Raw genomic sequence first — 18030 nt, 5'->3', positions numbered from 1 at the left:
AAACCATACGTACCGCGCGTTCGCGAACTTCCGGCGCAAACTTGTTCGTTGTCTTGCTCATACAGGCTCCACCTTCTCAGGAGTTGGAGCCTCCGACAAACCCGGTGCGGTTCACACAGGAGTAAACACAGTCGCCTTAGAAAACTGCGATCACAGCCGGAAAGTTGATCATGGACTTGGCACATGACCGCCGGGCTTATAGGCATGGGCGCGTTAATCATCGACGCAATCTCGAAAGTCAGGTTTCATGCAGGTCATCGTCCGCGACAACAACGTCGACCAGGCTCTTCGCGTTCTGAAAAAGAAGCTGCAGCGCGAAGGCGTCTACCGCGAGATGAAGCTGCGCCGCCATTTCGAGAAACCGTCGGAGAAGCGCGCTCGCGAACACGCAGCGGCCGTTAGCCGGGCGCGCAAGGCCGATCGCAAACGCGCCGAAAAGGATCAGTAAGCCTCAGGGTTTGGTTAGACCGTCACCGTGTGGGTGCGTGCTGCTTGCTCAGGCGGCGGACAACAGAGACGAGCTTCGCCATCGCGGGATCGCGGATCGGCTCGGCGAGCCGCATCTCCCGGCTTCGTCCATCGATCGTCAGGCCAACCGTATACGTGCGCGCATCCGGCTTCGCGATATCGGTGGAAGGTTCGCAACCGAAGAAGTCAGCCTGATCGGCAAGGCTGGTGAGTTCCTGACGCTCGGGCGTTGCGAGGTCGCCGAACGAAATGGCCTGTTCCTTCGCAAGCCCCGGAAAATGGGCAAGGCCTCCCTCGATCCGTACCCGGGCTTCGCCCGTCACGGTCTCGTCGCAAGCCTTGCCCATCTGCATCAGATCACTCCAACCGTTGTCCATGCTTCGGCGACGGCTGTCGTCTCGGCACTGTCCGTACCGTGCAAACGCCCCGCGACGTCTATCGTGACGCGGGCAAAGCCGGCAAAGTCCGTGTTGGCCCGCGTATTGGGGTCCAGCAGCGCATTGTACCATATCCGCCCGGCGCGGTCCCATGCGTTTCCACCGATCGTCGTCGCGGCCAAATAGAAGGCCCGGTTGGGGATACCGGAGTTGATATGAACCCCGCCATTGTCCTGATTGGTGCGGACGAAATCGTCCATGTGACCGGGCTGGGGGTCCTTGCCGAGGACAGGATCGTCATAGGCCGTGCCGGGTTCCTTCATCGACCGCAGCGCGACGCCTTTGACCGCAGAGGTCAGCAGTCCGGCACCAATGAGCCAGTCCGCCTGGTCGGCCGTCTGGCCAAGAAGCTTCTGCTTCACCAGGCTGCCGAACACGTCGGAGATGCTCTCGTTAAGCGCGCCCGACTGACTGAAGTAGGCGAGCCCAGCTTCCCTCTCGGTGACGCCGTGCATGAGCTCGTGACCAATGACATCGAGCGCGATCGTGAAGCGGTTGAACAGCTCGCCGTCGCCATCGCCGAACACCATCTGCGTGCCGTCCCAGAAGGCGTTGTCGTAGGCCTGATCGTAATGGACCGTGGCGTCGAGCGGCAGCCCGGCATCGTCAATCGAGTTGCGCTGATAGGCTTCCCAGAACAGCGCAAACGTTGCACCCAAGCCCTCATACGCCTCGTCGACCGCGATATCGCCGGTCGGTCCCTCCCCTTCACGCCGCACGACCACAGAACCAGGCGCTTCAGGTTCGCCGCCAGCGTCACGGATAGTTCGAAGTGGACTGGGCACAAGGAGGTTGCCCGCAGCCGACCGCCGTCGGGCGAGATCTCCGGTGACGGGCCCCGCCGTGCTGGCCCGGACGATCCGGATGGTCGGGTCGATCATCAGGCTGTGCATTGCCATGGCCCGCAGCGCAGGTGAGCCGTTCTCGGCGATCTTGGAGAGGATGTAGGGCGGCAGGATGCAGTGAAGCGAATGCCGATGCGTGGACATGCACATGATCGTGTCTCCTTATCGATTAGCGGCGGGAGTGGCGAAGCGCGAAGGGTACGAGCGCGACCCACATGATGGTGATGAACGCGAGAAACTGGCTGGTCTGCGCCGGGCCGCCCGGGAGGTAGCCAAACCCGCCTAGCGAGGCGGCGTAGAGCTCGAACGAAATGACCGACACGCCGATCGCCAGCACATCGGCATCTCCCCCACTCTCCTCCTGTGTTCCGAACCAGCGCAGCGCGATGACGAACAGTGTGATGGTGGCGATCAGGATCAAGCGTATGACGATGTCGGTGCCAGCAATGCCTATGGCGAGCGGGTAAAGCGTTACCGCTTCAACCGGGAATAGCTTCACAAGACTGGTGTAATATGGCTCGGGGGTTGGACCGGGCCGTTGCCCGGGTCTTACCAACGACGTTGATGCACGTCGAAGCCGCAGCGTGCCGCGCAGTGCTGACCGCGAGGACGACACCGCATCATTGGCAAATGCCGCGATCGCGCGCTGTACGGCTGCCGCGTACCGCGACACCTCGGCATCGCCGGGAGTAAGCGCGGCGCCGATCATCGTCGCCTGTTCGGAGCGATCCAGGATCGTGGCGAATGCCGGTCGGTCCACGGCCTCGGAGCTTTGCATCGAAGCGAACCGATCCCGTTCGTTACCGAGCGCCGTGCGTAAGCCGAATATCGTATCGAAGAAGCGCGGGAGGTAGCGGGGGTTCTCGGTCAATGCCTGAAGCTGATCGATGAGCGCGTCTGCAGCCTCCACGGCCTCGGTAAAGGTGGTCATCGGATCCTCCTCAGACGGGGGTGGCAATCGACGCGATCAGTCCGAGCGCGCGGGTGATGCGATCGATGTTCAACCGGGCCGCAGCGCGGCGCTGCTGCGGCGATAAGCGACCTGCCAAGGCATCCCTCAGCCCGGCCTGGGCTTTCGCGGCGAGATCAATGGCGTCTGCGACTTCAGCCGCTCGTACGGGTCCCTGCTTTGCGGCCTCGCGGGCGGCGAAAACACGGGCGGCAAGCTGCTCTCGCTGTTCGGCCGTCAGACTGGTGCGATTGCGAAGGTAGGTTCGGAACAGCGCGTTGCCGTAGAGATCGTCGGCGTTGCGCGCCGCCCCCCTGCCCCAGGTCGTGACCTGTACGGAGAGCGATGCCAGTGCGCGATCGACGACGGCGCCGCGTTCGACAACCAATGCACGTACATCGCCGGTTTGCCGCGCTTCGCGCGCGAGGTCGTTCGCAAACGCGATCAGTGCGACGACGCTCTGCCCTTGTCCGCTGGCGACAGCCGCGTTGACGTTTGGCAGGTCAGTGCCTGCGACAAAGTTCGTGAACCGGGCCAGCCGGTCGGCTTCATCGGCAAACGCAGTGATCTCGGCCGATACGTCGGTCTTGGGGGCGTCGAGAATGGCCGCCAAAGCATCAGCGTATCCGCCAATTGCGGCGAGCAGGGCAACACGCGGCTCCAGTATTGCGCGTGGACTGCTCCCGATGTCGATTTCGAACGCCGTATAGCCGGGGGCGGGTGCCTCGTTCGCAAGGCATAGAGGTGCGGGCGGGACGCTTGGTGCCGTAGGCACCTGGATACGGAGCGGGGTCGCCGGCAGGCAGCTTGGATCGCTCGCAACCAACGCTGCAGCAGCCTCCCGACGGCGCAGCTCTATCGCGTCGAAATAGGCCGTCGTGGCTACGACTGCCTCTCGGCCTCGGGCCTGAACGGTCCCGGCGGTTTCGAGCTGGATTGCGTTTGTCGCACATCCCGCCAGAAGAGGCAGGCCCGTCAGTAGGGGCAGAAGGGAAATGACGCAGCAGCGCATAACGGTCTCCTTCGGGCTTTCGGGCATCATGCGCCTAAACTGCGATTCTCTCTTCTCTTTCTACGCCGCGGGATCGTCCGCACACGCGAACGGTCCGCTGGCCGATCACGCGTGCGAACAGCCGTAATGATGTTGACGACGCTGGTAATGAGCGCTGCGATACCTACGAGCATGGGGCCGTCAATCATGTCGGTCATTGTCCGACTCTCCTTGTTGATCCGACCGCCGATGTTCCATATATGTTCTTTGTAGGACAGCGCTATTTGCGGCCGTTACAGCCTAATATCTTCGGCCTCGGTAATCAGCACCCGGACAACGTCGCCGGTTGCCTTCTCCTCGTTCGAGAATCCGTCAAATTCCCGCAACGAGCCAAAGTCGAGGTTCGTCAGGCCTTCTATCGTCAGGACTGATCGCTGATAGGTCCTGAACGCTCCGAACAGGAGCGACTGCGCGTCCAGGTCGACATCATGATCGATCAGATACGCGGATGCCGATGGACGACCGTCGTCATGGATAAAGGCCACGACCTTCCAATAAGCCAGCGGGATAGCGACGCCGCGGTAAACCGGATCACTGCCCCGGAAGACTGGCCCCGTAAAAACGGTTGCACGTTCGCCGACCCGGCGCGTGTTGCCGAGGATATAGTCCTCGAGGCTCAGCCAGGATCGCTGATTGAAAACCGAGAGCTGTGGCGCACAGTTGGTGAAATGGAAGGTATCGCGGTTGGCTACGCTGGCGGTCTGGCCCCAGTTCGGATCTTCGCGCCGCACAAGATGGCCGCGATCGAAGTCGTTATCGGCATATAGCTCATCCCCCGCCTGGGCCTCTTCGGGAATGCGGCCGTCGAACGCCCACGGATCACCGCCGCGCGGTACTGATACGCTGGCGCTTCCATCGATATTGACGGCGGTGAAGAGGGCAAGACGCCGACTTTTCGACATGTGAATCGAGAAATGCTCGTAGTCGAGGCGGTCACCCTCGCTGCCCGTAACCGGCAGCACATCCCCGGCAATGGCCCCGGTATCGGGGAGCGGCACGGCAAAGCCGGGGAGAAAATCTGCGTCGTAACCTGCCCGCCCCTGGAACGCGCCAGCGTCAGACGTCCTTACTCCTTCGCGTTCGAAGGGCAGTAAGCCGAGACTTTCAGGTGAGAGCGTCCGAAGGTCGGCCAACCGGGGTCTATATGACAGGTCGATCATGATGATCAGCTCCTCAGAGTTTCACGGCAGGTGCGCTCGATACGTCGTGTTATGATGACATCCGCGTCGCGGACAAACGCATAGGGACGCAAGGTGGCAATCTCGTTGCATTGATGCGCCGCTACCTGACACTGTACAATCCAGGGCAGCCGAAGCTGTCGGTTACGACCCTTCCCGTGATTTCTTCTCGAACGAATACGAAAAGGCCGGGCGATCGCTCGCCCGGCCTTTCATTCAAGCAAATGGGTAAGATCAGCGCGGCGGAGTGGTGCCGGGCGTTCCTCCTGTCGTGGAGCCCATCGTACCACCGGTCGTGCCGCCCATCGTGCCGCCAGGGTTCGTGCCACTCATTGAACCAGCGGTGCCGTCGGTCGTACCGCCCATCGTGTTCGCACCAGACGTGCTCCCGGTCGTACCGGACATCGTGCCACCCGTCGTGCCTGATGTCGTGCTGCACGTCTTGCCACGGGCCTTCGTGCCATGCTGTGTGCGTGTCGTTGCGGTCGATCCTGATGTACTCGGCGTCGGATTAGTCTGATCCATAGAACCGGTCGACGCTTCCCCGCACATGGTATTAGTCGTTGATCCGCTCCTACCGCCGCTTGTCGTGCCACCGGTGGTGGTGCCCCTCGTCTGCCCCGTCGCTACACCCGGAATAATCCGAGCTGCCGCTGTTATCGATGTCAAAATCCGCATTTCATCTCCCTCATATTCTGAAAGAACAAAGCGATCTCGGTTAGGTATGATCCGTACAAACACCACCGCGGAAGGTCGCGGATCTCCTGAGGCTGGTTCGCGATGCAGACCAAACACGCAAACTTGGGCGGCACCGGCAGGCCTTCGGCTACGATCCGAGCGGTGCAGTCGGCCCAGTCCCATCCCCATTCACGCAAGGGGTACTCGCAGGCATAAAGCGGGTCATCGATCGACCTCGACCAGCAGCGCAACCGGATCGTTAGCGCGCATCATATCGTTCGCGATCACACGTCGAATGGCGTCGGCGTTGTAGTGGGTAATCGAGCCGTAGGTCGTCCAGACGGGAAGCTGTGCTTCATGGCTGCTGGTCGACGCGTAGGCTTTGGCCATGTCGAGGGTGAGGTCGCCGCTCGCCAGCTTGGCGAAGATTAGCTCGGACAGGTCAGCTAGGCGGAGACCGCCTTCGATGAAGCGGCGTGTCACGCCGAACCGCTTGGCGACACCGTCACTGTCGGTGCTGCCGTTGAGAAAATGCTGGAAGGCGCGGCATTCCTCGGCGGGACTGAGCTTCATGTGCTGGAAGCTGACCGCGAGCGAGGTTTCGGTCAGTTCGGCATCGTCGCCCTTCATGATCCGGACCGGCACTTCGTACTTGTCGGGATCAATCACGCCGCGCTCAACGAGGAGATTGAGTGCCCGCCAGCGCCGGCTGCCATCGAACACCTCAAACATGCCCCATGGCCGCGAGACAGCCGTAACGAGCAGGTTCTGCAGGACACCGGGCTTCGAGATCGGCGACGAACGGCTCGATCTGCAGCGTTTCATCAGGAGCGGTGCGAACGTTGCGGGCGGAGAGCTAGCCCCCATTATCGAACAGCGCGGGCTGCCGTGCATTGTGGTCAGCGGCAATGGCATCGAGTTGATGGGACATGCCATTTGGCTCGGTGCCACGACACTGGGGTCGAATGGCATTACATCGCGCCCGGCAAGCCCCAGCAGAGCGCCTCTGTGGAATTATTTATTGGTCGCTTTCGCGACAAGTGCCTGAACATGAGGTAATCGCGGGAGCGAAGCTTTAACGTTCATGATGGAAGCCGGTGGCGCATCTGGCTAAGTTCAGGTTCTACAAGGAAGATCGGGTCAAGAGCTTCGACAGCATACTGACGCGCACGCTGGTAGCTGCACGGACTCGCCTCGTGCGGATTGGCACGAAGATTTCGAACCAGATCCGGGGCCTGATGAAGACGTTTGGTCTCGTCGTTCCCGCTGCGATGGGTAGCAAGTTCTAACATCATGTTCATGCGCTGCTCGCCAACAATAGAAATTGGGGCCAGATCATCCGTCCGCTGCTTGAGGTCCCGCACACAGTTCGCCTCCGCGCCGCAGAACTCGGACGCAAGCTTCTCACGGACACGTCGTTCGTTAGCGCAATCGAGGTGCCTGCCAACCTCAAACATTCGAGGTCGGTGGGAGGGGTCGTCGGGCTGACGACGCGGCGCTATCAGTCTGGCAAGATCGACTATGACGGGCATATTTTCAGGCGCGGCAACAGCCACCTGCGCGGGCTGCTTTACGAGGCCGCAACAGTCCTGCTCACGCGCAGCCGATCCGAATGCGATCTACACAAATGGGGGCTGCATCTGCGAGAAAGGCTCGGCTTCAAACGCGCCATGGTCGCAGTCGCCCGCAAGCTCGCCGTCAGCACGCACAGCATGCTGATCACCGGTGAACCGTTCAGAGAGAAATCTGCCGCAGCTTGAGTTTCCGAGCTCGTCCGCGTCGCAAGGCGCCACGAGACGTCCTGCCGCAACGTAGGCCGTTCATTTCGCGACGTTCGTTGCACCTTATGCCTTCATGGCATTGAAGTGAGTCCTCAACCTTGGAAGGGTCGCCCCCGAAGCCCCATCCTGCGGCGGCTTATGTCGACCGCGAAGACGACCATGCTCCTAACAACGGCATCTCAGAAACTTCTTGCAACCAACGCCGATAGACGACGAACACCTTTTCCCAACCCTGACTGCGGCGAGACGGATCATCGAGGCACGGCGGACGGACTACAACACCGTGCATCCGCAAAGCCTCGGCGGGTTGGCACCCGCCGAGTTTACGAACCGCCCCCGCCAAGGGCGTGTGGACACCGAAGCTAAGTTATTAGCGGCCCGAAAAGGGGTAGCACATCACAAACCACATTATCGCGGTGTCTGCAGGAACGCCAGCAGCTAACCTCGGTTTCTACAATTCTAACTCTGATTAGCTTTATCTTACACCAAATTAAATATAAGCCATAAGCAAGAACGATGGTTGTGGAGAAGCAGATTGACTAAGGATACTTGCAACGACCTGTCATATGAAGCACCCCGACAGAGATTTCCGGATGTTGACGCGAGTAGTTTGTCATTTCCCTTAACTACAGATGTAGGCGCGTTAGCCCAAGGCCAACGATCTTTTGAATATGAAGATTACACTATAGATAACCTTCACGCCCTACTAATTAGTCGTACATCAACCTGCCGCAATATTATCGAACGATACCTAGATCGGATAGTCAGTCACGACATGAACGTGGAGCGTGGACCTGCTCTTAACGCTGTTGTTATGATTGCCGAGGACGCTTGTCAGCAAGCTGATGCTCTGGATGAGGAATTTGAACGAACCGGAAACCTGCGACCGCTGCACGGCATTCCTGTTCTAGTCAAAGATACTATCGATGTATTTAAGCTTCCTACTGCCATGGGCACGTTAGCTTTAAAAGATTCCTATCCGCCAGATGACGCGTTCATAATTGCGCGGTTACGCGATGCCGGCGCCGTCATCATTGGCAAGGCAACGATGGACGAACTAAGCAGGGGCTCCTCGGGTAAATCGTCGCGAAGCGGGTTCACCCGGAACAGCTACGACTCAACTAAGAATTCCGGAGGTTCAAGCGCAGGCTCTGCCGTAGGGGTTTCCGCGAACTTTAGTGTCTTGGCCATCGGGGCCGACTCTCAATGCTCGATACGTTCACCAGCTTCGTACAACGGAATTGTCGGGCTGCGACCTACTCCCGGGCTCGTCAGCCGCGATGGAACAAGTGATGGCTATCAAATTGAAAATGTTTATGGGCCAATGGCACGAACAGTCACCGACTTGGCTCGTCTGCTCGATGTTATTGCTGTACCCGACCCTGCCGATCCGTTGACGCTGGAACCGCTACTCCGACGACCAACCAGTTACACAAGCTTTCTCGACAGTAACGGCTTGAAAGGGATGCGAATTGGGATCTTGCGCCATTTCGGCACGATCCACGCATGGGGCGATCCAAAAAGTGCTTTGATCACCGACCTGACGCGTACAGCGCAGGGAGCAATACTTGAAGATATTGCAAAGCTGGGTGGGGAAATTGTAGATCAAATCAGCTTTCCAGACTTCGAGTTTCTAAGAGCGCAGGACGCGTCAAACCAAGCAGTAGACAACTATCTTAGCTCTTTCTCCGCACCATATAAGTCTTATTTTGATGTTATATCATCAGGCCGAGTTTTGCCGCAGAATGAGATGAACGAAAACTCACGTCTAATGCATTTTATATCCTGGATTCATCAAAGTTCTTCGCTATCTGTTAATGATAAGCGGTTGGCTATCGATATAGCAACAAAGTCATTTGTATTATCAGTTTTTAACATATCCCCATCTGACGAAGAAAGGATTTGGCAGATAGTAGCCAAAGATCCCTACCTAAACTCCATACATATAGGATCTGAGATTGCGACCAAGCACAAAGAAAAAATGCGGTCTGCCTTGGAGCAGATCATGACATCCAATCGACTTAACGCGATTGCTTATCCAGAATCTCCCTTTGGCCCCGCCTATGCCTGGTCAGAGGCGAAAAATGAGACAGTCGCTGCACAGAATGCTAGATTATCGACCGTTACCGAGATGCCGGCAATTGTTGTCCCCGGCGGATGGGGATCAGTGGCCGAGCCATTTGCAACGCCTCAAGAAACCCCGCGTCCGTTCGGAATCGAATTTATGGCGCGCAAATATGATGAGGCGACCCTCATTCGCATCGCTTACGCATTTGAACAGGGAACAAATCACCGAAAGCCCCCACGATATAGTTTTACCACCTCCACGCACAATGGTAGCGTAAACATACCTGGTTTTAATGCACTGAAGCTGGAGGCTGCCGAGATATTTTTTAGCATATGTTCTAGCATCGATGAACAAGACAATGATACTCAATTAAATTACTTCACTAATATCGTAAAGCAGATATTTCCCCGGTGATGCGGCTACATGGTAATACCGTTTATAGTGTAAACTCGATCAGCCTATTTACCAGGCAGAGCTTCGTGATTCGTAAGCGACCTGGCGTGGAAGCGGTTGATGGCGTCCTGCGGGTTGTCGGGCGCAGTGTAGGCGGCGATCGAGCCGCATGTGCCGAAGAACCAGCCTAGCACCCCGCGGGTTGATGACCGGCGAGCAATTTCGGGCATTATCGACGTGCTCAAAGTTGGCTCGCGGCGGCGCGACTGCCCAGCGGAACGCGGTCACTCGGCCCGCGAACACTTAAGTAAGCAACGGCGGCCACCACTTTCGGCGCAGGCATATAACAGCCTCTCGTTCGCCAACCCCATCGCGGCTTCCACCAACACCGGTCTGTATGTGCTCAGATGCCATTCCACATAATCAGATTGCATTTTTTGAGAGTCCGGCCGAATCCAGGCACACTGAATGCGATTGTTGCGCAGATCGGCTGAAGGAAGGAAGACAATGTCTCAAGTGATCGCCAAGCTGCTTGATCCGGCTCGTCGTATGCCCCTCGTTATCACCGCCGTCAGAAAGTTTCCTATTGGCGAGCTTTTGGATCGTTACCGTCCTAAGTTGATGGATCAGCTGATTAGGCATGGGGCGCTCGTATTTCGGAATTTTGATGTCGTTCATGAAACGGATTTCGCTGATTTCATAGGGGGCTTGGGCTTGGAGGGCCTCGAGTACAAATACCGCTCAACTCCCCGTCGCCAACGCCAAGGCGCCATATACACAGCCACGGAATATCCGCCGGAACGAGAGATCCCATTGCACAATGAGAATTCATATCAGCGCGTATGGCCTCGTAAGCTAGCGTTCTGCTGCCTCAAGCCGGCGGAGGCCGGAGGCGCTACGTCAATGGCAGACATTCTTGAGGTACAGAAACGTCTCGGGTCTGATATATTTGGGAAGTTCAAAACGCTAGGCGTGCGCTATGACCGAGCTTTCCATAACTCAGTTGACCTGCCTTGGGAGGAGGTATTTCAGACAAATGATAAGGCAGAGGTGGAGAGATACTGCCGCGAAAACGGTATCTCTTACTCTTGGCATGATAACGGTGTACTGAAAACGTCACAGCTATGTCCTGGTATAGTAATTCATAACGAGACTGGAGAGGAATTTCTTTTTAATCAGGCCCACCTCTTTCATCCGTCATCTTTGGGAGAAGATGTATGGGCTACCATGGAGGAGGTATTTGGATCTGACCTTTTGCCGCGCAACGCAAGATTCGGCGATGGTAGTCCGCTACGGGCGGCTACTCTTAAGGCAATCCGATCCGCTTACGAGAACTCCGCTGTTGATCTTGAATGGCAAAAAGGCGATATCGCGCTTCTCGATAACGTCCAGGTTGCGCACGGCCGTCGTGCTTACCAAGGAGATCGGGTTGTGCTGGCGTCTTTGTTAGAGCCGGGCCGGTCGGGGCCGGTCCACATGGCTTCGGGGGAGATGCAAGGCACTTCCTAGGATGCCTTGGGGTGCCGTCCACATCTTCCGCGATCAGACTTAACGCCAGTTTGCATATGCCGGCGAACACCGCGTCGTTACGGACGCGTACAGTAAGAAAATTCAATCGTTTGACGTCCCCCTGCCTTCGTGTTGAAGCGGGCGGAAGCCGGTACGGCAGTGGCCGAAGTCATCTGGCGATTGGTGATATTGGAGCAAGCTTGACCGCTGTGAAGGGGCGTACGGCGTTCTAGAGGTTGGCGAGTTGGGGCGTCTGAAGCGAATCGAGGATGAGGGCGGACCGTGACCTGCTCCCAATTTTCAGGCCGCTGATAACTTAGCTTCGGTGTTCATATGCCCTTGGCGGGGGCGGTCCGTAAACTCGGCGGGTGCCAACCCGTCAAGACTGCTATGCGGACGCACGGTGTTGTAGTCCGTCCGCCATGCCTCGATGATCCGTCTAGCCGCAGCCAGCGATGGGAACAGGTGCTCGTTCAGGCACTGGTCGCGCAAGCGACCATTAAAGCTTTCGACAAAGCCGTTCTGCTGCGGCTTGCCCGGCGCGATGTAATGCCACTCGACCCCGGTGTCCTGGCACCAGGCGAGGACGGCGTGACTGGTGAACTCGGTGCCATTGTCACTGACCACCATGCACGACAGCCCGCGACGTTCGGCGATGGCGCTCAGCTCGCGGATAACGCGCCGACCTGACAGAGAGGTATCGACGATGCACACCAAGCACTCCCTGCTGTAATCGTCGATGACGTTCAGCATACGGAACCGCCGGCCGCAGGCCAGTGCATCCGATACGACGTCGAGCGACCAGCGCTGGTTCGGCTCCTGCGGGATCGCCATAGGCGCTCGCGTCCCAAGCGTGCGCTTGCGGCCCCCACGCTTGCGCACCGTCAGCCGCTCCTCGCGATACAGCCGATACACCTTCTTCAAGTTCATGTCTTTCCCCTCGCGTCTGAGCAGGATCGCCAACCGCCGGTAGCCGAACCGACGACGCTACTTTGCGATCTCGCGCATCCGTATGCGGACAGCATCGTCCTGCCCGCAAAGCGGCTCATATTGGCATGCCGACCGATTGACCCCGATCAGCCTGCAGGCACGACGCTCGGAGAAGCCGTGATCGGCCATCAGCTTCTCCACCGCAGCGTAGCGCTCTGCAGACCGGGTCGAGTTTTTCCGAGCAGATCCTTCAGCGCCGACACGTCAAGCATCGACTCCGCCAGCAGTTTCTTCAGCCGGCGGTTCTCGTCCTCGAGCGCCCGCAACCGCGCCGCCTCCGATACGGTCATCCCGCCGTACTTCGCCTTCCAGTTGTAGAACGTCGCGTCACTGATCCCGTGCTTCCGGCACAACTCGGCGGTCTTCACGCCGGCCTCATGCTCGCACAGCACGCCAATGATCTGATCCTCGGTAAATCGGCCTCGACGCATCACTCTTCTCCATCTGACGAGCTAACTTACCAGTGGCATGATTTCTGGGGAGCACGTCAGAATGAACAATGGTTTGTCTGCGGAAGCTTGAACCTCCGCTTTAAATATACCGCGGAGCCGACGCAATCGCCCCTTCCCTCCCAATTTACCCCGCATGCAAATCAGCCTGATGGAACCTTGACCGACATACGTCTCCCACATAACATTGATTATATCGCTGCCAGCAAAAGGAAAAAGAATGGACCAGACCACCAATAAGCTCGACGTGCATGCCGGCATTGTCGCGCTTGATCACGTCGCTATCGCAGTGAACGATCTTGAAGCGTCCGTACGTACTTATACCAATGCATTGGGCTTCGTTGAGGTCGAGCGGCGGACGACAAATGGAAAGTTCACTGGAATGGTTTCCGCTGTACTTCGGTCAGGCGAAGCTACCGTTGTCCTCGTCCAAGGGCTGCAGCCTGAGTCGCAGGTCAGTCGCTTTGTCTCGCAATATGGTGAGGGAGTTCAGCACATTGCTTTCAGGGTCGAGGATATTGATCGCGCTATAGCTAATGCAGATAGAAGCGGTTTGGCGACCGAGACCGGCGTGCTGGCAGAGAGCGGAATAAGGCAGACTTTTCTTAAGCGTGAAGCTAATACTGGAACACGTATAGAGCTGATTGAACTTCGCGGCGGCAGATTTTCTGACGCTAGCGTACAAAAGCTTTTCAATGTACTTGAGGAGCAGGATGTCTATTAAACAAATATCAGGCTTCTTTATCGCTTAGCTTCAGGAGCCCGGACATTGATTAAAGATATTTTTTTTGAAGCTGACCATGCAAGCGACTCGCTCGCGCGGCGAGCGAGCAAAAGCCTCCCGAAAGCAATTTTCGATTTTATCGAAGGAGGAGCCGGGCGCGAGCTTACTTTGGCTCGAAACAGGGCCGTATTTGACAACGCAGTCATTAAACCTAGTTTGTCACTGCCAATCACAGCTGTCGATCTGCGGTCGAAACTGTTTGGAACCACGTACGCCGCTCCAATAGGCATTTCGCCTTTTGGCATAGCCGGGCTTGTGCACCCCAAAGCGGATGCCGTGCTCGCGGCCGCGGCTTCTAGAAAAAACATTCCATACGTCCTCAGTTGCGCTGCCTCCACCCATATTTCCGTAATTGCCGAATCTGCCGGACGCGCGCCGTGGTATCAACTCTACGCCCCCCGCGATGACACGAACGTATCAAAACTGACTGCGCTACCACGGACATACGGCTGCCCGGTGCTAATTCTAACTATCGACATGGCCACGAGTGGATTACGGCTTCGAGATAAAAATAACCGCTTCACTCCACATTTCAGCCCAGCACAATTACTCCCGATGTTGCTTTCGCGGCCGGCCTGGGCGATGGCGCAACTTCGAAACCGATTAACACCTTTTCCGAATATGATTGAACCGGACTTACGTTCTAATGTAGGCAATTGGCCGCGGCTCGTCGAGATGCAGACCGGCGGAAACTTCGACTGGGCTACCATCCAGAGATTTCGCGACGCTTGGCCCGCCACACTTCTTCTAAAAGGTGTCCTGACCCCCGAGGTGGCGATACGAGCACAACGTATAGGCATCGACGGGGTGATCATCTCCAACCACGGTGGAAGGCAACTCGACTCTGCTCCCGCGAGCCTTGATGCACTGCACGACGTTGCTAACGCTATGGTAGATAGCACCTCTCTCCTCCTCGACTCCGGAGTGCGATCCGGGGAAGATGTACTGAAGGCAATAAGCGCAGGGGCCGCGCTAACGATGGTCGGCCGGCCACTTCTGTACGCAATTGCGGTCGGCGGAGCGCCCTTGCTTGATCGAGTCCTCACCGATTTAATTGACGAGACGGTCCGCGCCTTTGCGATAGCCGGGCGACCTCTAGTAGATATTCACGGAATAGGGGCTGATATTGCTAGCAGCTAGCCTAGACTTCCATCAATGTTCTGAGCCAACGCCCAAAGTCAGGATTGCGAGATAATACGATACACAGAAGAGGGTTCCCATAGACTAGATGAAAACTACAGGGGTACATTTGCCTCGTGGCCTGCAGCAATCAAGCGCGCATAATATCCGCCGGGTATTGCCAGCAACTCCTCAGGGCTCCCATCCTCGATAATCGAGCCACCTTCAAAAACTAAGATACGATCTGCATTTTTAATAGTCGATAGCCGGTGCGCGATCATTATTGTGGTGCGGCTGTGCTTAGCCTCCTCGAGAGCCTCGTGAACAAGACGCTCACTCTCGCCGTCAAGACTGGACGTTGCTTCGTCAAAGACTAGCATCGATCGCTTGGATATAAGTGCCCTTGCAATCACGACACGCTGCCGCTCCCCTCCAGATAGCTTCACGCCTCGTTCACCAACAAAGGTTTGGTATCCTGCCGGGAGGCTTTCAATCAGGTTCTTTAGCTGAGATTGCTCCGCAGCCAGTACGATCTCGCTTTCTGTTGCCACATCCACACCAAAGGCGATATTCTCACCAATCGATCGGTGAAATAGTACAGGGTCTTGCGGTACCAGCGCAATGGACTCTCGTACACTAGAGGCGGTGCACTTTGAAAGGTCTTGTCGATCGAACAATATTTGGCCGCTTATAGGCCGGTAAAGCGCTAGTAGAAGCTTAACGAACGTTGTTTTCCCGGAACCCGATGGGCCTATTATGGCCGTAGTTTGTCCAGCATGAAGTGTTACTGAGAGTCGATCAAAAACCAGCCTACCAGAACCTTCATAGGCAAATATTACATTTCTAAACTCAATCTTACCTACGGAAGGGACAAATGGTAACTTACCGCGGTCTCGCTGCAATTCACATTCACGGTCAAGGAGTGCGACGTATTCGGCCATATCAGTGGCCGCTCTTTGGCACTCTAGCATCCCTCGAGATACAGCGCTAAGCCAACCCCTTAGAACAAATCCCGACCCGATCACGACGGCCACAATCGACGGCTCCATACGCCCCGCCCTGAACTCAAGGACGCCGACCGCGGTCGGCACCAACAAAATCATGGCGGAAAGTAGTTGCTGAAGTTGCTCGCTGTTGACGCTGACATTCCATGCGATGGCCATTCTCTTAGACCAAACGTCAACGGTGTTCCCGATACGCTGTCGCTCCCGTTCTTCCGCGGCCCAAGATTTGACTGCCATGCTATTCGCCAGTAAGTCAATCAGCTCGCCAGAGACACGTGAGTCCTCCGCAAATACCGCAAACATGTGCGGAAGTACTTGCGTCTGGTTGTATCGCCAGACGGCTAGGTAATAAGCCAATCCGGCTATTATAAACGAAGCCGCAGCAAGGGCAGACTGGGCAACGACGGCAGCAGATGTTACAATAATTAACAAGGCAGACGGAAGCAAGTTGAGAAATAGACTTCCCATAAGGATCGCATATGCCTGCGGTGCACGCGTTATGACTCTCCCGCTAGAGCCTGACATGTTGTCAGTGTGCCAGCCAAAGTCAAGATTCTGGACCTTTTTAACGCCAATCTTTACTATTTCCCCCATGGCGTGCGTCGTATGCCTGGTAAGTGCACGATCTCCGATTCTACGGACCAGCACAGTAAGTGCAATTAAAGCGAATATTAATAATAACTGAAGATATATCTCTGTCGATTCAGTTCTTACTGCAGCTGACGCTACTAACTTTCCGATCCGAGCCGTAAATGTTACCGTCAGCAGTACATAGCAGGTTACGCCCGCCACGCATACCAGAAGCGGAGCCGCATCTGCTCGAGCCCGAGAAATAACAAATTTCGCAACTCTCGAAATCGTCGCTAAGTGAGTTTCGCTAGCTTGGGGGGGCACCAAACTCATAAATTTGGAACCTGTGTAGCGTCTGACGCTACTGCGGTGTCGCTGCGGCGCAACATTCGATTCGGCACAGTGACCTCGCGGAAGTGCATCATCAAATGCTTATCAGCCGCATCCCAGGGCATCGGCGTGGGCGAGCAACCCATAGACAAAAGATCACTCCAGATGATTCGGGCTTAGCCCTCAACAAATCATCAGAATGGTGGCAAAGCAAGAGGTTCATTCCGGTTCCCTTGATTGCCGCATATAGATAGACGCAAAGTTCGCCGGAGCGGCAAGCGTAATATCGAAAAATGCGAGGTTACAACCTAGTGAAGGCGGAACCGTCTTGATACCATCTCACGACCTTGATATCCACTAGCCAAAGAGGGCAAGCCTCACGAGCTTTTCCAGAGGAAGCGCGGATATTCTATGTCAAAAACTCATGATCAGCTATCGCCGTTACATGCTGTGAGTTGCTGTCGACACGTAGCGATTGGATTCCCTCATATATTTTTCGACAAACGTCTGAGATCTGGGAAATGACGCTCGCCAGCGAATTTGCATGGGTCAATGGAACGTTGCTGCCGAGGGAGCAAGGCGCGCCGTCGCTCGCCAGCATTTCATTCCATCTTGGAACAGGAGTTTTTGATGGCATCATGGCGTACTGGAATGGCGACCATTACTATCTCCACGAGATTGATGCCCATCTCGATCGCTTCAAAGCCGGAGCCGCCCGGATGAGTCTGCCGGTTCATTGGTCAAAAGCGGAATTGCTCGCGGGCATTGAAGAACTACTAGAACGTGGTCCGAAGGAAACTCAGTACATTAGGCCAATCGCTTACAGAGGCGCTCCGGAATTGTGGATAACGGGAAACACGAGTCAGCCGCCAGATGTCAGCATTTTCACTGTTCGGCTCGGCAAACGCCGCGAGCTCGGGAGCCTGCTCTCATGCCATCTGTCGCCCATTGAACGAACCTCAAGCAAATCGACTGCAGCGCAGACAAAGGTTTGCGGTTCGTATGTCAATAGCTTTTTAGCAAGAAGTGCTGCTGAGGCTTTGGGGTTCGACGATGGCATAATGCTCGACCGGAATGGGCTAATTGCTGAGGCATCGGCTGCAAACATTTTTCTCATATCAAAAAACTCAATCATCACTCCGCGGTTATCACCTGAGATTTTCCCTGGAATAACTAGAATTGTTATACTTAATCTCTGCCGTAAATTGGGAACTGAGGCGGTCGAGATCGATATTACGCCTCACGATCTCCGGGGTGTATCAGGCGCCTTTCTGTGCTCCACTCTAATGGAGATGCGCGGAGTAAGTAGAATCGGAAACCAGCTGCTTGATACTTCCCAAAGTGAGATCTATCAGGAACTGATTAGCGCGTTTTCCAAACATACGTCACAGTAAAATGTCTTATAATCTCGGAACGGTTTGTCGATT

The 18030-nt window shown here is 56.3% G+C and carries 15 protein-coding genes and 2 pseudogenes; 8 read left to right on the top strand and 9 right to left on the bottom strand.

Annotated features, from left to right (window positions below; genetic code table 11):
• Positions 1 to 247 precede the first annotated feature (247 nt).
• A complete protein-coding gene (gene rpsU, locus U1763_RS20650; RefSeq protein ID WP_056483632.1) occupies positions 248 to 448 on the top strand; it encodes a 30S ribosomal protein S21 in 201 nt (66 codons plus the stop codon).
• 22 nt (positions 449 to 470) lie between these two features.
• On the opposite strand, the gene U1763_RS20645 is transcribed toward rpsU, so the two are convergent.
• From U1763_RS20645 to U1763_RS20615, 7 genes are all read right to left on the bottom strand, one after another.
• A complete protein-coding gene (locus U1763_RS20645) occupies positions 471 to 821 on the bottom strand; it encodes a protealysin inhibitor emfourin (protein ID WP_332756792.1) in 351 nt (116 codons plus the stop codon).
• On the bottom strand, positions 821 to 1894 hold the full coding sequence (locus tag U1763_RS20640) for a M4 family metallopeptidase (protein WP_332756791.1): 1074 nt from the start codon (positions 1892 to 1894) through the stop codon (positions 821 to 823). The genes U1763_RS20645 and U1763_RS20640 overlap by 1 nt, the downstream gene beginning before the upstream one ends.
• Positions 1895 to 1919: 25 nt before the next feature.
• Positions 1920 to 2681 (bottom strand): hypothetical protein, encoded by a 762-nt coding sequence (locus U1763_RS20635; protein ID WP_332756790.1) that lies wholly within the window; start codon positions 2679 to 2681, stop codon positions 1920 to 1922.
• 10 nt (positions 2682 to 2691) lie between these two features.
• A complete protein-coding gene (locus U1763_RS20630) occupies positions 2692 to 3312 on the bottom strand; it encodes a hypothetical protein (protein ID WP_332756789.1) in 621 nt (206 codons plus the stop codon).
• Between the two features lie 671 nt (positions 3313 to 3983).
• Positions 3984 to 4910, bottom strand: a complete 927-nt coding sequence (locus U1763_RS20625) for a DNA/RNA non-specific endonuclease (RefSeq protein WP_332756788.1) — start codon at positions 4908 to 4910, stop codon at positions 3984 to 3986.
• A gap of 252 nt (positions 4911 to 5162) precedes the next feature.
• Positions 5163 to 5333, bottom strand: coding sequence for a hypothetical protein (locus U1763_RS20620; RefSeq protein ID WP_332756787.1), 171 nt, complete (start codon positions 5331 to 5333; stop codon positions 5163 to 5165).
• A 495-nt stretch (positions 5334 to 5828) separates the two neighbouring features.
• Positions 5829 to 6431 carry a ParB/RepB/Spo0J family partition protein gene (locus tag U1763_RS20615; protein WP_332756786.1) on the bottom strand — a complete coding sequence of 201 codons (603 nt, stop codon included), beginning with the start codon at positions 6429 to 6431 and terminating at the stop codon, positions 5829 to 5831.
• 63 nt (positions 6432 to 6494) lie between these two features.
• Between U1763_RS20615 and U1763_RS21180 the strand changes: the two genes are divergently transcribed.
• The 4 genes and pseudogenes from U1763_RS21180 (at position 6495) to U1763_RS20585 (ending at position 11357) form a co-directional block, all read left to right on the top strand.
• On the top strand, positions 6495 to 6665 hold the full coding sequence (locus U1763_RS21180; RefSeq protein WP_443026953.1) for an integrase core domain-containing protein: 171 nt from the start codon (positions 6495 to 6497) through the stop codon (positions 6663 to 6665).
• 38 nt (positions 6666 to 6703) lie between these two features.
• A pseudogene (locus U1763_RS20605) lies at positions 6704 to 7366 on the top strand (transposase); the annotation flags it as partial.
• 541 nt (positions 7367 to 7907) lie between these two features.
• Positions 7908 to 9869 (top strand): amidase family protein, encoded by a 1962-nt coding sequence (locus U1763_RS20595; protein WP_332756785.1) that lies wholly within the window; start codon positions 7908 to 7910, stop codon positions 9867 to 9869.
• Positions 9870 to 10355: 486 nt separating this feature from the next.
• A complete protein-coding gene (locus U1763_RS20585; protein WP_332756784.1) occupies positions 10356 to 11357 on the top strand; it encodes a TauD/TfdA family dioxygenase in 1002 nt (333 codons plus the stop codon).
• Between the two features lie 300 nt (positions 11358 to 11657).
• Here U1763_RS20585 and U1763_RS20580 read toward each other — a convergent pair.
• A pseudogene (locus U1763_RS20580) lies at positions 11658 to 12778 on the bottom strand (IS3 family transposase).
• Between the two features lie 238 nt (positions 12779 to 13016).
• On the opposite strand from U1763_RS20580, the gene U1763_RS20575 reads away from it, so the two are divergent.
• Both U1763_RS20575 and U1763_RS20570 read left to right on the top strand, forming a co-directional pair.
• Positions 13017 to 13520, top strand: a complete 504-nt coding sequence (locus U1763_RS20575; protein ID WP_332756783.1) for a VOC family protein — start codon at positions 13017 to 13019, stop codon at positions 13518 to 13520.
• A 45-nt stretch (positions 13521 to 13565) separates the two neighbouring features.
• Positions 13566 to 14720: an alpha-hydroxy acid oxidase gene (locus U1763_RS20570; protein ID WP_332756782.1), complete on the top strand. Its 1155-nt coding sequence runs from the start codon at positions 13566 to 13568 to the stop codon at positions 14718 to 14720.
• Positions 14721 to 14815: 95 nt separating this feature from the next.
• On the opposite strand, the gene U1763_RS20565 is transcribed toward U1763_RS20570, so the two are convergent.
• On the bottom strand, positions 14816 to 16297 hold the full coding sequence (locus U1763_RS20565) for an ABC transporter ATP-binding protein (protein WP_332756781.1): 1482 nt from the start codon (positions 16295 to 16297) through the stop codon (positions 14816 to 14818).
• 827 nt (positions 16298 to 17124) lie between these two features.
• On the opposite strand from U1763_RS20565, the gene U1763_RS20560 reads away from it, so the two are divergent.
• Entirely contained in the window at positions 17125 to 17997 is an 873-nt protein-coding gene (locus U1763_RS20560; RefSeq protein WP_332756780.1) for an aminotransferase class IV, read from the top strand.
• The last annotated feature ends 33 nt before the right edge of the window (positions 17998 to 18030 follow it).

This window comes from Sphingomonas sorbitolis, from assembly GCF_036663875.1.
Taxonomy (GTDB): domain Bacteria; phylum Pseudomonadota; class Alphaproteobacteria; order Sphingomonadales; family Sphingomonadaceae; genus Sphingomonas.
Note: the sequence above shows the minus strand (reverse complement) of the source record. Positions and strands in the feature narration are given on the sequence as shown.